At 54.7% G+C, this 13969-nt stretch carries 19 protein-coding genes and 1 tRNA gene; 12 read left to right on the forward strand and 8 right to left on the reverse strand.

Going from position 1 to position 13969, the window contains the following annotated elements:
- Positions 1-18 precede the first annotated feature (18 nt).
- The 5 genes from AC3IUE_RS19300 (at position 19) to AC3IUE_RS19320 (ending at position 2790) form a co-directional block, all read left to right on the forward strand.
- Positions 19-1008, forward strand: coding sequence for a RecT family recombinase (locus AC3IUE_RS19300; protein WP_489263358.1), 990 nt, complete (start codon positions 19-21; stop codon positions 1006-1008).
- Positions 1008-1670: a lambda exonuclease family protein gene (locus AC3IUE_RS19305; RefSeq protein WP_489263359.1), complete on the forward strand. Its 663-nt coding sequence runs from the start codon at positions 1008-1010 to the stop codon at positions 1668-1670. The genes AC3IUE_RS19300 and AC3IUE_RS19305 overlap by 1 nt, the downstream gene beginning before the upstream one ends.
- Before the next feature lie 2 nt (positions 1671-1672).
- Positions 1673-1915 carry a hypothetical protein gene (locus tag AC3IUE_RS19310; protein WP_489263360.1) on the forward strand — a complete coding sequence of 81 codons (243 nt, stop codon included), beginning with the start codon at positions 1673-1675 and terminating at the stop codon, positions 1913-1915.
- Positions 1912-2373 carry a hypothetical protein gene (locus tag AC3IUE_RS19315; protein WP_489263361.1) on the forward strand — a complete coding sequence of 154 codons (462 nt, stop codon included), beginning with the start codon at positions 1912-1914 and terminating at the stop codon, positions 2371-2373. The genes AC3IUE_RS19310 and AC3IUE_RS19315 overlap by 4 nt, the downstream gene beginning before the upstream one ends.
- Before the next feature lie 75 nt (positions 2374-2448).
- Positions 2449-2790, forward strand: coding sequence for a hypothetical protein (locus AC3IUE_RS19320; RefSeq protein WP_489263362.1), 342 nt, complete (start codon positions 2449-2451; stop codon positions 2788-2790).
- Between the two features lie 355 nt (positions 2791-3145).
- Here AC3IUE_RS19320 and AC3IUE_RS19325 read toward each other — a convergent pair whose 3' ends face one another.
- The 3 genes from AC3IUE_RS19325 to AC3IUE_RS19335 all read right to left on the reverse strand — a co-directional run bounded on the left by AC3IUE_RS19325 (position 3146) and on the right by AC3IUE_RS19335 (position 4674).
- Entirely contained in the window at positions 3146-3799 is a 654-nt protein-coding gene (locus tag AC3IUE_RS19325) for a hypothetical protein (protein WP_489263363.1), read from the reverse strand.
- Positions 3800-3890: 91 nt separating this feature from the next.
- Positions 3891-4076: a hypothetical protein gene (locus AC3IUE_RS19330; RefSeq protein ID WP_489263364.1), complete on the reverse strand. Its 186-nt coding sequence runs from the start codon at positions 4074-4076 to the stop codon at positions 3891-3893.
- Positions 4077-4176: 100 nt separating this feature from the next.
- A complete protein-coding gene (locus AC3IUE_RS19335) occupies positions 4177-4674 on the reverse strand; it encodes a hypothetical protein (RefSeq protein WP_489263365.1) in 498 nt (165 codons plus the stop codon).
- Positions 4675-4721: 47 nt separating this feature from the next.
- Here AC3IUE_RS19335 and AC3IUE_RS19340 point away from each other — a divergent pair, with 47 nt between their 5' ends.
- Positions 4722-6527 carry a DNA cytosine methyltransferase gene (locus tag AC3IUE_RS19340; RefSeq protein ID WP_489263366.1) on the forward strand — a complete coding sequence of 602 codons (1806 nt, stop codon included), beginning with the start codon at positions 4722-4724 and terminating at the stop codon, positions 6525-6527.
- A 27-nt stretch (positions 6528-6554) separates the two neighbouring features.
- On the opposite strand, the gene AC3IUE_RS19345 is transcribed toward AC3IUE_RS19340, so the two are convergent.
- On the reverse strand, positions 6555-7217 hold the full coding sequence (locus AC3IUE_RS19345; protein ID WP_489263367.1) for a hypothetical protein: 663 nt from the start codon (positions 7215-7217) through the stop codon (positions 6555-6557).
- Between the two features lie 61 nt (positions 7218-7278).
- Here AC3IUE_RS19345 and AC3IUE_RS19350 point away from each other — a divergent pair, with 61 nt between their 5' ends.
- The gene (locus AC3IUE_RS19350; protein ID WP_489263368.1) at positions 7279-7908 is read left to right on the forward strand and encodes a phiTE_072 family protein; all 630 of its coding nucleotides are present in this window, start codon (positions 7279-7281) and stop codon (positions 7906-7908) included.
- Positions 7909-8028: 120 nt separating this feature from the next.
- Here the strand turns inward: AC3IUE_RS19350 and AC3IUE_RS19355 are convergent, their stop codons facing one another.
- Positions 8029-8472: a hypothetical protein gene (locus AC3IUE_RS19355; protein WP_489263369.1), complete on the reverse strand. Its 444-nt coding sequence runs from the start codon at positions 8470-8472 to the stop codon at positions 8029-8031.
- Positions 8473-8475: 3 nt separating this feature from the next.
- Positions 8476-8898 (reverse strand): hypothetical protein, encoded by a 423-nt coding sequence (locus AC3IUE_RS19360; protein ID WP_489263370.1) that lies wholly within the window; start codon positions 8896-8898, stop codon positions 8476-8478.
- Between the two features lie 147 nt (positions 8899-9045).
- On the opposite strand from AC3IUE_RS19360, the gene AC3IUE_RS19365 reads away from it, so the two are divergent.
- A complete protein-coding gene (locus tag AC3IUE_RS19365; protein ID WP_489263371.1) occupies positions 9046-9312 on the forward strand; it encodes a hypothetical protein in 267 nt (88 codons plus the stop codon).
- A gap of 3 nt (positions 9313-9315) precedes the next feature.
- Entirely contained in the window at positions 9316-9960 is a 645-nt protein-coding gene (locus tag AC3IUE_RS19370) for a hypothetical protein (RefSeq protein ID WP_489263372.1), read from the forward strand.
- Positions 9961-9963: 3 nt separating this feature from the next.
- Here AC3IUE_RS19370 and AC3IUE_RS19375 read toward each other — a convergent pair whose 3' ends face one another.
- Positions 9964-10194 carry a hypothetical protein gene (locus tag AC3IUE_RS19375; RefSeq protein ID WP_489263373.1) on the reverse strand — a complete coding sequence of 77 codons (231 nt, stop codon included), beginning with the start codon at positions 10192-10194 and terminating at the stop codon, positions 9964-9966.
- 335 nt (positions 10195-10529) lie between these two features.
- Here AC3IUE_RS19375 and AC3IUE_RS19380 point away from each other — a divergent pair, with 335 nt between their 5' ends.
- The 3 genes from AC3IUE_RS19380 to AC3IUE_RS19390 all read left to right on the forward strand — a co-directional run bounded on the left by AC3IUE_RS19380 (position 10530) and on the right by AC3IUE_RS19390 (position 12007).
- Positions 10530-10772 (forward strand): DUF4224 domain-containing protein, encoded by a 243-nt coding sequence (locus AC3IUE_RS19380; protein WP_489263374.1) that lies wholly within the window; start codon positions 10530-10532, stop codon positions 10770-10772.
- A gap of 1 nt (position 10773) precedes the next feature.
- The gene (locus AC3IUE_RS19385; RefSeq protein WP_489263375.1) at positions 10774-11823 is read left to right on the forward strand and encodes a tyrosine-type recombinase/integrase; all 1050 of its coding nucleotides are present in this window, start codon (positions 10774-10776) and stop codon (positions 11821-11823) included.
- 95 nt (positions 11824-11918) lie between these two features.
- A tRNA-Ser gene (locus AC3IUE_RS19390) sits at positions 11919-12007 on the forward strand.
- Positions 12008-12497: 490 nt separating this feature from the next.
- On the opposite strand, the gene AC3IUE_RS19395 is transcribed toward AC3IUE_RS19390, so the two are convergent.
- Positions 12498-13817 (reverse strand): outer membrane protein transport protein, encoded by a 1320-nt coding sequence (locus AC3IUE_RS19395; protein ID WP_489263376.1) that lies wholly within the window; start codon positions 13815-13817, stop codon positions 12498-12500.
- Positions 13818-13969: the final 152 nt, after the last annotated feature.

Raw genomic sequence — 13969 nt, forward strand, 5'->3', positions numbered from 1 at the left:
TCGGCCACGGAGAGCGCAATGACTGACTCAGACACCCATGCCCCAACTGGCCTAGCCACGTACCACGATCCATCGCACAACGCAGCTGCGCTCATTCTCGACCCAGGCACCATGAAGTCGATGAGCGACCTCGCACTGATGATGTCAAAGGGCGTGACAACTGTCCCCAAGCATCTGAAGGGTAATCAAGCTGACTGCATGGCGGTTGTGCTGCAAGCAATGCAGTGGCAAATGAACCCATTCGCTGTTGCGCAGAAGACGTTTATCGTCAACGGCGGTGCGTTGAGCTATGAGGCTCAACTCGTCAACGCGGTGATCACCGCCAAGGCACCCGTGAAGGGTCGCTTGAACTTCGAGTGGTTCGGCGCCTGGGAAAACGTCATCGGTAAAATGCGCGAAGTCACCAGCAAGACCAAGAAAGACGAGGACACCGGCGAGTTCAAGAAGTACCGCGTTCCGGCCTGGAGCTTTGACGACGAAAGAGGTCTCGGAATCAAGGTCTGGGCAACCTTCAAGGGCGAAGACGAGCCACGCATTCTGGATCTTCTGCTCACCCAGGTCCGCACCCGGAACTCTACGCTTTGGGCGGAAGACCCCAAGCAGCAGATTGCCTACCTGGTGACCAAAAAATGGGCCCGCCTCTTCTGCCCTGACGTGATCCTTGGCGTCTATACACCCGATGAATTCGAAGACTCGTACGGCGGCGAAATCGATATCACCCCTGCGAAGCAGGCTTCAAACACCGCTGCCGCTGCTGGCGTGTCGTTCGGCCCGAAATCCCCATCGCCGGAAATCGACGGAGTATTCGCAGACCTTTTGGTCGTCGCGAAGCGGCAGGACATCGAAGCCTATGCGACAGCCTGGGCGGGTCTCAAGCCTAAGCAGCGCGCAGCGATCGGCCTGGAATGCCACGAAGCGCTAAAGAACATGGCGGCAACCGTTGATGGCGACTTTACCGATATGACTGGCAACGACGACGGCCTGTCTCAGGTCGGGGAAGCGGCATAGTGAGAACGGAACTTCAGGGCACTGAAAAGTGGCAAGCAGACCGATCTGGCCGAGTGACAGCCAGCCGGTTTAAAGATGTGATTGCCTGGGGGAAGCCTGACAAAAATGGGAAGCGCGAGCCTATGGGGGCGCGCACCTCATACATGCGCGAACTGTGCTTCGAGCGACTGGCAAAGAAGTCCAAGCACAACGTCAGCAGCGCTTCCTTGAAGTGGGGCCACACCGAAGAACAGAAGGCTCAGGACGCCTACGAGATGTTGACCGGCAACATCGTCATACCGTCAGAGTTCATCGTCCACCCGAAGTACGACTGGCTCGGCTGCTCGCCAGACGGCCTGATCAACGATGACGGTGGCACCGAGTCGAAGTGCCCTTTCAACGAGGCGATACACGTCAAGACTTGGCTCGAAGGCATGCCCGAGGAACACATGCCGCAGGTCCAGGGCTGCATGTTCGTTACGGGACGGAAATGGTGGGACTTTCTGTCGTTCGATTCACGCCAAGATGAAGAGTGTCAGCTCTACATCGAGACGATTCACCGCGACGAAGACTACATCGCCAACCTGCACAAAGAGCTGGTCCAGTTCAACCTGGAACTGAATCGCATGGTTGACGAAGTCGCGGACAAAGCCAGGGCGCAAGCCCATCGTTTAGGAGCCTGATCATGATCAGCAACCACCTCAACATGGTCGAGCAGCAGCGGCAGAACGCTGAATCGATCTCCGCCCGGACCGCCGAGTTTCTGGCCGCCGGCGGGCAAATCGCCCAACTGCAAAACCCGCCGCGCAACCCGCTGCCGCCTCCCCGCTCACAGAAAATCGACCCCGGAACGATCCTTAAGAGAAAGCCCAAAGCGTTGACAGCCGCTGATCGAAAGGCTCTCCGGCTAATGGTGGACTCACTATGAGCAAGCGCAAACCGCACAACCTCAAAGCCCGCATCGACCGATCGTGTCGCTCTCTGCTGGCCACCAACCACGTCGCAGTGGTGAACATCGACCCCAGTGATCACCAGGGCATGATCAATTACAAGTCGCTGAAGAACATCGCGCCCGGGAAGATTGGCCAGGCAGTTTGTGGCATCCCCCACCGCTGGACGATCTACCTCAGCGCTCTCTGTATTGATACCCGCGGCGACCGCTACAGCAAGTCGATTGAGGTGGCGCCGGACGGCGTTTACCTCTCCGACCACTTGGAAGACGTGATCGAGCATTGTTACAAGAATCTGCGCGGCTCGGCCAATCAAAGCCAGATGGTGGCTTCTGGCTGGATCGCAATTCCGGAGTCCTTGTCACTCGACGAAGCTCATGCAGCGCGGATTTTTGAAGTGGTCGGAGCCTGGAATCAGGTCAAGGAAGCAACGTGAGACGCTTCCGCACCCAACAACGCAAACGACAAACCTGGCTGGCGCTGCCGGCCAGTGGCATAGAAGAGGTTGGCCATGGCCAAGAGTGGACAAGAGCGATCGGCGAAGGCCGCCGAGAAGCGGATCGAGTACGACGAGAAGGAGCTGCGGCACCGAGTCAGGCTCGGCACCCGGCAGAAGCTTGATGAGCTGATGGCCTGGAACGGCATCACGGAAATCAACGAGGCGGTGCAGAACCTGATTCTGAACGCCCATGCGCTCGGGCCGACCCTTTCATATCAGGCGATGGAAAGCCCGCGCCACAAAGTGCAGATAAGCGAAAACGTGGCGCGGATGTTTCGGAACCAAAGCTTGGTGGAGCCGAAGCGGGATCCGGGTGACGAGGTCGTCGAACCAGCTCAGACCTTTGTGGACTGAGTGAAAGCCCAGCCAAAGGCGACAGCCGCAATAATCGGCCGGATTAGGTCCGTTGCTGGAGCTTGTCGGTTAAACACCTGCAGGCCAAAGATCACGAATACTGCTACCGCAGCAAGAACGCCTAACACTGAAATCCAGCGGAAATATCTTGGAAACATCGAGTCACTCCCTTGAAGAAGGGTGCGATCGTAATTGCAATTTGCCACCACATCAAGCCATCGCCAGCTCGGGTCGCAACGCCCGAAGACTCCGCTCGCTTCGCCAACATGTCGCGACCTGAAATCGTCATTAGTGAAAAGCAGTCGCGACAGCTTGAGCGATTCGCCAAGATGGGCATTGAAGCTTGATTCGCCCACTATCGCGCTGAGGTGACCCTATATTTTTGACGGAGCATCCATTCAAGTTCGGATACAGTGCTCGCATAAAGGTGCTTCGCCTCATCGGTGATTGTATGACAGTGGGCGATAAATTTAGGCAATTGAACCGGAAACGGTGTCACCGCGCAGGCGTTCACAATCCGCATGGGATCATTTAAAACTCTCGATGTATAAACGCTGGCTGGTCCGCTGAACGAGGCCTCTTCTTCTGCAGTAAAAAACACGACCGCTGTTCCCCAAGCACGATTGTAAGCCTCGATTGCAGACAGACACTTTTCCCTGCATGTTTTTTCATACATATCGAGCTCGTCGCTGACCGCACCTCCATTAGATATTTGGTAAGCGCAACGACTTTGCACGGCTAATAAATACCCTCGAAAAGTATGCAGATTTGTGGCTGCGTCCTTCAGGTCCTTCAGTGACTTGAAGCGCTCAGCGTGCCTGAATTGTTCCTTCCAAGCGTTGAGAGTGTAGATGGCGACAATTGCCGCAACCGCTGTCGCTAAATAGCTGATGCACTCCAGAGCATCTTTTAGCTTCGCATAATCGCCAAAAACCGGACGCCAAACTACACCAGCCATAAACAAACCAACGGCCCCTGCCGTCAACAAAACCAAGTCACTTCGCTTCATATCTTGCTCTTAGTTCGCCCCATGCCGGGCCAGACACAAATACCCCACTTCTGCGAATCACGCCAGTTAGCTGGGCGGCTGGCTTCGTCGCCTACCGCACCAAAGGCTCAGCACCTCGGTCAATCGCCTTCCTGTAGTTAGCCAGATCAATGATCTGCCGCAAGCAGATTACGACCTCAAGCTTCTGCTTATCGTCGGGAATCCCTATTCGCTTGAGCATCATTTGAGCGTCTTCTTCGATTGCCGCTAGTGCATCGATATCGCTTTGCAGTCTCATGTCGGCCTCCCTCCATGCTGAGTTCGACCTAAATAAATACCCCACTTCAACGAATCACGCCACCACCGCTCACGGCGGGGATGGGTGGCTTAGAAATCGGTCACGGTACTCGGGAAAGGTGACCGATATTCGTCGCCGTTTGAATACCAGCACAGTGGATTTCTTTAACGGTCGCAATTCGCTCTAACGCACGATCGGTGAATTCTACCCATTTTTCAATTTCCACTTCGTTCTCCTCCAACTCCCAAAGTAGGCCTTCGAAGTTATATTTCAGCCTCAAACAGTCCGCTGCACTGTCAGGATCGGTATCTGCCTCAATCACCAATCGAACACCTGCTAGTAACTCGCGAATTAGCTTCTTCCGAACATCCAACGTAGCAGAGTCTCTCTGCGTGATGGCTATGACCCATTCACACTCGACCAAGAACACCAGCAACATTGACCTTCTCTTTTTTTCAGCCTCTTTGCGTTCAGCGCGGCGTTGCCGGTTAGGTATCCACAAAGCGAGACCAAGGGCCGCGATGGCACCTATAGCCTGAACCCAAGATGCCAGACCTGGATGTAGCTCAATCCAGCTTAAGACGCTTGCAAACCCCATATGCCACTCCCCTGTAGACCCCGGAACTATACCGGCGAGGATCCCCTATGTCCGCACAACAGAAGTTACCCCAGTGCATCCATGGCCAGCCGAGCTTGGGCCTGCCATTCGAAAAAGAACTGGTGGTTGACCTGTTCGCCGGTGGCGGCGGCGCCAGCACCGGCATTGCCCGGGCGTACCGGGAGCCGGATGTGGCGGTAAACCACAACCCGATCGCCCTGGCCGTGCACCGCGCCAACCACCCGATGACAGCTCACTACGTCGCCGATGTGTATGAGGTGGATCCACGGGAAGCAACCGGCGGACAGCCAGTGGCGATCATCTGGGCATCCCCTGACTGCCGTCATCACAGCAAGGCCAAAGGTGGTGCGCCGCGTGACCGAGGCGTTCGCGGCCTGGCGTGGGTTGTCATCCGCTGGCTGTTCGTCACTAGGTCGCGCCTACTCTTCCTCGAGAATGTTGAAGAGTTCTGCGACTGGGGGCCAATCGATGACGAAGGGCAGCTTATCAAGTCCGAACGCGGGCGAACCTTCAAGGCATTCATTGCCGCGATCAGCGTAGGGCTGCCCGCCGATCACCCTGACATGGCGGAAATCATGCAGGCCATCGGCGAGTTCGTTCCGATGGAGGCGCTGGTGCGCGGCCTTGGCTACAACGTCGAGTGGCGAGAACGTATCGCGGCCAACGCCGGAACACCAACCATCCGCAAGCGATTGTACCTGGTGGCCCGAAGCGACGGGAAGCCGATTGTTTGGCCTGCCCCTAAGCGCCACAAGGTGCCGACCGCGAAGCAACAGCCATGGCGTACCGCTGCCGAATGCATCGACTGGAGCAATCTGGGTCGAACGATTTTCCGTGACAAGCCGATGGCGGTGAACACAATGCGCCGCGTGGCCAAAGGCTGCTGGCGGCATGTGCTGACCAGCGCGAAGCCGTTCATTGTTCCGATGCGCGGCACTTCGGAGTCGCACACCAGCACCCACGGCGTGGACGAAGCGCTGTCGACTATCAGCGCTGGCGGCACGCATCACGCATTGATCCAGCCAGTCGCCGCGCCGTTCCTCACCGAGTGCGCCAACGGATCGGCACAGCGGAACTTCAGTGCGGTCGAGCCCCTGCGCACGCAAGTCGCCCAGGTAAAGGGCGGGCACTTCGCGTTAGCCGCGGCGAACATGGTCACCTTGCGAAAAGGATCGGTTGGGGCTGATGTTGACAACCCCCTTGCCGTGGTCGCTACCAGCACCGGGCACCATGCTGTATCGGCCGCATTCTTCGAACAGGCGAACGGCGGATACTACAAAGGCGACGGCCGATCGGCCTATGACCCGATTTCAACCATATGCCAGTCCGGCGCCAATCAGCGGCTGGCCAACGCCTACCTGGTGAAGTACTACGGCAACGAGAAGGACGGCATATCGCTGACCGAGCCGATGCACACCCTGCCGACAAAGGATCGGGTTGCGCTGGTTGAAGTCGTGCAGGTACCGGACACGCTGACGCCCGAACAGATGGAAGGCGCCCGCCGCTGCGCCGCCTTCATGCATGAGTACCTTCCGGAGCACTTCAAAGACCCAGCCGAAATGGTGATGGTCGGCGGCTATGTGCTGGTGGACATCACCCTGCGCATGCTGCAACCGCCTGAGCTTAAGGCGGCGCAAGGCTTCGACAAGGGCTACATCATCGACCGCGGGCTGTTCGTTGACCCGGTCACCGGCGCTGAAGAATGGCGCGACATCAACAAAACGGACCAGGTCCGGCTGATAGGCAACAGCGTCTGTCCGGACGAAGCCGAAGCACTGGTAGCCGCAAACGCCGCCGACATCATCGAGCTCTACCAGCGATTAGCGGCTTAACTATTACCGATCGATAATTGTGTGAAATCAGCTTAAAAATGCGCGTTTACTCACCCCATAGCTACTACCATAGCCCTCCTCCTGATAATGAATGACGCTAAATGATTGAGAGTTAGGCGCGCCGCTTCTTTTTTTGTATTCGACCACTACGTCGAAATCCTCCCATTCATGGAGCCCGCCAAAATGCGTATAGCGAGAACCACCATTTACTATCGGATCAGCGTTAGCGCGCCTTACCGTATTATTCAAACCAATTAAATTAATAACCACTGACTCGCAGTAATCTCCAGTATTGTTTATTGTCAGACCGACGGAGAACTCTTCGTCTTCGTCGTCCCACCCAGCCCTAGTAACAACCAGATGTAGCAAAGGCTCAAGCGACCTTTCATAATTTTGCAGACTTGCTCTTTGAGCTGCCACCATTTCACATTGCTGAACAACGGAATTATTGAGCTCTTGGGTCTGCAACCTAAGAGCATCAGTCCCTTGACGAAGCTCTATACCCTGTTGAAAGAAGCCCAAAACAAGCCACAAGATAGCTAATGGGCCAAAAGCACCCGCAAGAAAGTCCCCTACCTCATTCAGCCCCATAGTTCTCAGTGTTTCAATTCGATCACCAACTAGCCACCAAGCAAAAACCGTATAGAGAACAGTAAGAAAAACCCCGATTATCGCAAGCACCTTGCCCATAAAACACCCTTCCTTATGACCTGCGTCCGATTCTACAGCGACGAACCATTGAGGTGTCTCCATGCCCACAGAAAACAAAATCGCTGAGCCGCTGAAGGTTGAGCGCTCGACAGTGACCAAGCTGCTCATCACCGGCGCGCCGCGACTCGATGCGATTACCATGTTCCTCGAAGACTTTGGCCGGCGTGACTGCCCGACCGAATCCAACCCGAACTACCAGACCGCCCAAGGCAAGATCACCATCAACTGCTGGGACAATAGCTGGAACGCTTACCGGGGTGGCATGGGTCCACGCACCGTCGCGGAGTTCGTCGCCGATTGCGGATGGGACTACGTCCTGAACTGCTTGGATCGCGGTATCAGCAGCACGCGGTTCAGCGGTGACGCGCTGCATACCCTGGCCAAAAAGTGCATCGTCCAGCGTCGCCGGCAACAGGCCGGGCGCCACGACTGGGAGCTGGGCGAGCTGAGCAAAGGTGAAGCCCGCGTGCTCTGGCACGACATCGATGTTTTGCGGAGCATCGAGAACTCAAACGAATGCTGGCATCAAAGCGAACTGCTCACCGAACTATTCGGCGAGGAGTGGCACTACCCCGTCGGTGACCGCGCCAAAGAGGAAAACCACAAGTTCACGTACCTGCGGCGAGTAGTTGAGACGGTGCAGGAGGCGGTGCGCCAGGGACAGCAGTAAGCGGCCTGAAACAGTCTTACTGCCCATGGTAAATTGGCATTTAGAAAATGATCATTACATAACTCTATGTAAATCAATCCGAAAAACTCAGCCAAAAAAACTCAGCAACATCAACTTAAACTAATCTGTTTCTGGCTTCACCGAAGTTTTATTGACACGTCTCCGAGTGTTTGACACTGGCTTCATATTACTGGAGAGATGACTGGAAAATTCCTCAAAATGATTTGCTATAATAGCGAGCTTTGCCTTATTTCTTGTCGCTGAAATTTGGTTTCTATGCTCTTGATCTAAATGTTTATCATCCAGCGCGGAATCACACTCCTTTATGAGCTTTTGATACTTTAATTTTGTTTTGTGCCCACGCAAAAAATCTTTATACTGAACTTCCAACTCCGCAAAAAGCGCGGCTGACAGGACTGAAATAGCCGGGGATAAATAGATGAGTATTTGCCCGAGATCTTTCCCCACCGCCTCCATTTGTGCAATGTAAACTACGATTGCACCTAAGCCGCCTGCGCTCGCGTGTGGAACTCCTAACTTCCTGTTAGCTTGGATGGTTGTCATACATCAAAGCGCCTCTGAGAATTTCTGATAAATCTCAGAAAGGGCATGATCAATCGCTCCAAATGCAAATTCATAACATTTTTTGAATTCCGAATCATTATAAATGAACATTTCACAGCTCAACATAACAGACTGAAAATCGTCATCATCAATAAAATAACACTTAACAAGCTTAAAAGTTGAGTTTACATAGTTAGAAAGACCCAACCACTTTGTTTTATCAGCATTCTCATTCAGAGCCATAGAGTAGCTAAAACCTATATAACTGGAGTCCTCCCTTTCAATATCAATATTATAATAAAAGTCATTGCGCTTGATACTGATAGTTGATTCCAAAACACTGTCAAATTCGCAATCCAAATCTGCAAGCATATCTGTATAAGCTTTAATTCTTTTATCAATCGACGCAACTTTTTTAAATTTCATACCTCTCCCATTATAACGAGCGGTAAGCACCGACAGTTATTTGATTTTTGAGCCACTATTCTAGCAGGGTCACCTTAACAAGCGAAGAAGGCAGCCCGTCTATATCCCCTCCTCCTCCACCGCCGCTATAGCGGCAAAGGAACATTCATGCCTGAAGAAAACGTACTGAAGTGTTACGCAGTCGGCGATTGCGATTTTGTCGCAGCCTTCGACAAAGACAGCGCCATTGCCGTGCTGGCCAATACCAACGGTGATGAGCAGATCAACTATGCAGATTGGGATGTCGAGCTGGTTGATGACGATCAGCTCGACAAGCCCTGGTGCGACGAAGATGACCGCACCAAGATCGTCGGCACCCTTCGCCAGTGGCTGGCCGCCGCAACCGAACCAACCTGGCTTGCCGGTACGGAGTGACTCATGAACGACATCAAAGAACGGCCGATCCTGTTCTCGGCCCCGATGGTGCGCGCCATCCTGGAAGGCAGGAAGACGGTCACGCGCCGGGTAGTGAAAGGTGGACAGATTCCTACCGAGGACACCTCCATTCCCGCCGGTGAGCGCCAGCGCTGGAGCGCAATCGGCCAGCGTGATCCGCTCTACGGCTTCTGCGTATTTGGAGCGACCGAAGCAGAGTGCGCCGAGGAACTCGAAGAGTTTGCACCTTGCCCGTACGGACGGCGCGGCGATCGGCTTTGGGTGCGCGAGACAACCGCCGAGGATTGTCGCGACAGCATCTCAATCACGACCTATAGCGCCGATGGCGCTCCATCTGATTTGGAGTGGTGGTATTCGCGCCGATCCTGCCCGTCGATCCACATGCCTCGGAAAGCCTGCCGCATCCTGCTAGAGATCACCGCCATCCGGGTCGAGCGGTTACAAGACATCACTGACGATCAGGCCGAAGCCGAGGGTGTCGACTTTCTGCGAGCGGCGCCAGACCTCGACGAGACGTTGACCGCGGCGCAATTATTCGGCTGCCTTTGGTCGTCAATCAACGACGCCGAAAACTGGGACGCCAACCCATGGGTCTGGGTCGTCGAATTCAAGCGGGTGGTGCTATAGGAGTCAGCACCGTTGCATGAATACATCTTCGAACAGCTTGAAAGCTGCCATAGGAAGGCGGTCTTTCTCCATTAGGAAATGCTTAAGCTGCCAAGCTTGATACTTATCCTTTCCAGAAGCCCACATTACGTCGTAGAAGTATGTCGCATCATTACCTGTGACATCTTCAGCGCTTCTGCCGTTGCATACCCAGCTTCTCAATAAAGCTAATTCCTCTGGACCAGCGAACTCCATAACAGCACCTCTTGATTAGTCCAGGAAGGATATGTCGAGGTGACAATTCGCACCAGCTTTCACCCCCCCTACCACTTCTAAAACTACAAGCCAGCCGCTGAACGGCGGGCGAGGAATCCGCATGCTCGAAGAAGAGAAAGTGCAGTGCACACGCTGCCGGAACAAACACCAGCACGGCGAGCGCGCCAGGGTGCCGAGCAAATGGCTTAGCGGAGCACAAGACCTGGTCTGTCCGCGCTGCAACTGCCGCAATTATTACCGCCTAGATGCCAACGGCAAGCGATCGGCGTAACCATCCCCACCTTCTGCCGCCACGCGCGGCATGGAGCATCTCTATGGAAACTGAAATTCTCTCGGACGACGAGCTGGCGGATCTCACCGGCTACAAGGCTCGGGCCTACCAGCGGCGCTGGTTGACAGATCGCCAGTGGGTGTTCGTCGAAAGCCGCGGTAAGCGGCCACTCGTTGGCCGGATGTACGCCCGAATGAAGCTGGGCATGATCTCCCCCGTCATCGCTGACGTTAACCCACCGCCGGCGGCGCCGGCATGGACACCTGATTTCTCGCGAGTGAACTGATATGCGCCCCCGCAAGACCGAGCATCACCACCTCCCCCCACGGATGTACCAACGCTCACGCAAACGCAAAAATGGCTCCATTTGGACCGCCTATTACTACCGCGACCTGCTGGGCAAGGACATTCCACTGGGCAAGGACTTGGACAAGGCCCGGATCAAATGGGCAGAACTCGAAGCCAAGGAAAAGCCGCTCGACTTGCGCACCATGAAGGGCATCTTCGACCGATACATCCGCGACATCGTCTCGAAGAAGGCGCCGCGCACACAGAAGGACAACCTGTCGGAGATCAAGCAGCTACGGCCGATGTTCGACAGCGCACCAATTGACTCGATCACTCCGGCCACGATTGCCGGGTACCGGGATGCACGGTCGGCCAAAGTACGGGCAAATCGCGAGATCGCCACCCTCTCCCACGTTTTCAACATCGCCCGGGAATGGGGTCTGACGACCAAGGAAAACCCCTGCCAGGGCGTGCGCAAAAACAAGGAAACGCCGCGGGACTATTACGCGAATGATGTGGTTTGGGATGCGGTTTACAAGAAGGCAGCTCAAGAGCTGAAAGACGCGATGGACCTGGCCTACCTGACCGGGCAGCGGCCGGCAGACGTCCTAGTGATGCGAAAGGATGATGTAGAGGGGGGATATTTGGGTGTGCAACAGAACAAGACACACAAGAAGCTGCGTATCCAGATGACCACTGGTGACGAGGCGAATAGCCTGGGGCGGCTAATTGCAGAGATAACCGAGCGCAATGCTCGGCATGTTTCGAGCTACCTGATCGTCAGCCGACACGGCAAGCGGATGACTGCGACGATGCTGAGAAAGCGTTGGGACATTGCTCGAGAGAAAGCGAAGATGGCTGCGATCGAGATCGGCGACGAACTGCTGGCGGCGAAAATCGGTGGATTTCAGTTCCGGGACATACGGCCGAAAGCGGCTTCGGAAATCTCCGATGTCGGCGAAGCCAGCCTGCTCTTGGGGCACACTAAAGGCGACATCACCGAGCGGGTTTATCGCCGTGTAGGCGCCATTGCCCGACCGTCAAAATAGCCGGAAAACCCGTTCCATAACTCAAAGCAGGCCCCTTGTAGAATGCGGTCTGTAGCGATGCCGAAAACTGAAAGTAATGGAACGGAAAATCGCTAGAAGCCGCGAATTTAGCGGCTTTAAATAGCGGTCTTGAAAACCGTCGACTGTAACAGGTCCATGAGTTCGAATCCCATCGCCTCCGCCATATTTGTACCGACAAAGCCCTGATTTTTCAGGGCTTTGTCGTTTCTGGGGTTTGGTGGCTGGACTCCCTCTGTGATGCAATCGTTTCCGCATCTTTTCAGCCATTTCCGCAAACCCCTCAGAAAAGCAGATCAATGAAAACAGCGAATTGCACCGCCATGTCAGGTGTGTTTGCTCAGTGTTCAGGGTCAAAAACTGGGTTTAGTACCCCTTAAAGCTTGAACTGCGCTATCAGGGCCAGGTTCTGGCGAACACGCGCCTTGTCCGCTTCGGGCACGTCGCCGGCGTGAACGTCAAGCATCCGGTAAAGCCCTCGATTGTGAGAGACCAGAAGGTTCACGCGGAAAACTCAATGGAGATGGATTAGAGGTAATGACTACCCACCCACTACCGCGAAAGCATTCGCGGCAGTGGGTGCTGATTGACAGGAAGAACTGCATCACGTCTGGTTGGGATAGTTGCTTATCGATTAAAGGTGGAAGACGTGTCGCTTAGTACCGATAGGTAGCCTGTACAGAAACTCCATTCGCACTATTGTCGTAGTTGGCACTGTATTCAGGTTGAAGACCGGAGTTGTTCGCCTGCTTTACCGAGACCTTGGAATCCCAGAGATAACCGTAAGCAAAGTCTATCGTCAGATCGGAGTTCGGCGAATAAGCGCCACCCAAGGTCACGGCTTGGCGATTCCCAACCGGAATGCGCACGCTGCGATCGGCATTTCTGATTGGCGAAGGATCATAGGCGTAGCCTGCGCGCAGTAGCCATTGTTGGTTCAATTGATAGGAGGCGCCAACTGCGGTGCTCCAAGTGTCGCGCCAGTTCATTTCTTCGATCACATGTCCCATGCCAGCTGCTTGGCCCACGGGAGAAAGACCGCTGTTGACTGCCTCGACCTTCTGGATCCGGCTCCAACGTTTCCAGGTGGTCCCCAGGTAGCCCGTCCAGCGACTATTGAAATGATGGGTGATCGATGTGTCCACGGACTCGGGCATAGTGAGGTCTATCTTGTTGTCATACTTTCCGTCCAGCGGGATAACGCTCGGGGAGCCAGAAACCTCAGTATGCCCTTCGAGTTCATAGTCCACCTTCGAGTGATAGTTGATCCCCCAACGGGTTGCCTCAGTAAAGTCAACCAAGATGCCGACGTTGTAGCCAAGTGCCGTGTCATCGCCTTTGATGGTGACCCGTGTGTCCTCGCCGTTGTTCAGGGCGCCGGTGGCCAGGTAATTCTGAAGCTTTGCATTGAACCGGTTTATGGTCGGTCCGCCACCAATGGACACGTAATCATTGATCCGATAGGCAATGGTGGGCTGCAGGGTTATTTCCTTGGTCGTGCTATAGGAACCATGGTAACGGCCCTGAAAACTGTTCTCGTAATCATTGATCAAACCACTTGGCGCATAGAGGCCGAGACCCATTGAAAAGCGATCATCAAGTGGCGTCGACATATAAGCGAAGGGCACGACTCCCAAAGGTACAGAGTCCCCTTTATTAGTTCCTGCGACACTGCTCTGCGCATCACTAATGTCGTCGCTCACCGAGACAACCGCGGCTCCGCCGGAAATCTCACTACGCTTCAACTTGGTCAAGCCAGCAGGGTTGCCAAAGATGGTGCTGGCGTCCAGCGCGGATGACGACCTTCCCGCATAAGCAGTTCCCGCACTGCTTGCACTTTGTTCGTTAAGGGCAATGCCATTGGCGCCCGCGGTTGTTGAAGCGCTGAGTATGGCTAAGGCGCCGGTTAACTTGATCCAGGAAGCAAATGCTTGCTTAACAGAAAAACACGGGATCGCACGGTTACTCACTTTCATTGTCCACCTCTTATTCTTTTTGTTGGTTGCACGCAGGCAAGGCTTGGCCTTCCCGTGCACATGTCAGTGCCGGTTGGAGTTGATCGAAGTTGTGAAAAGGGCCCTGGCTGATTAGTACCAGGGCATGTTTGTTTAACTTACGAAGGCGAACT

The organism is Pseudomonas sp. GL_093 (assembly GCF_057837605.1).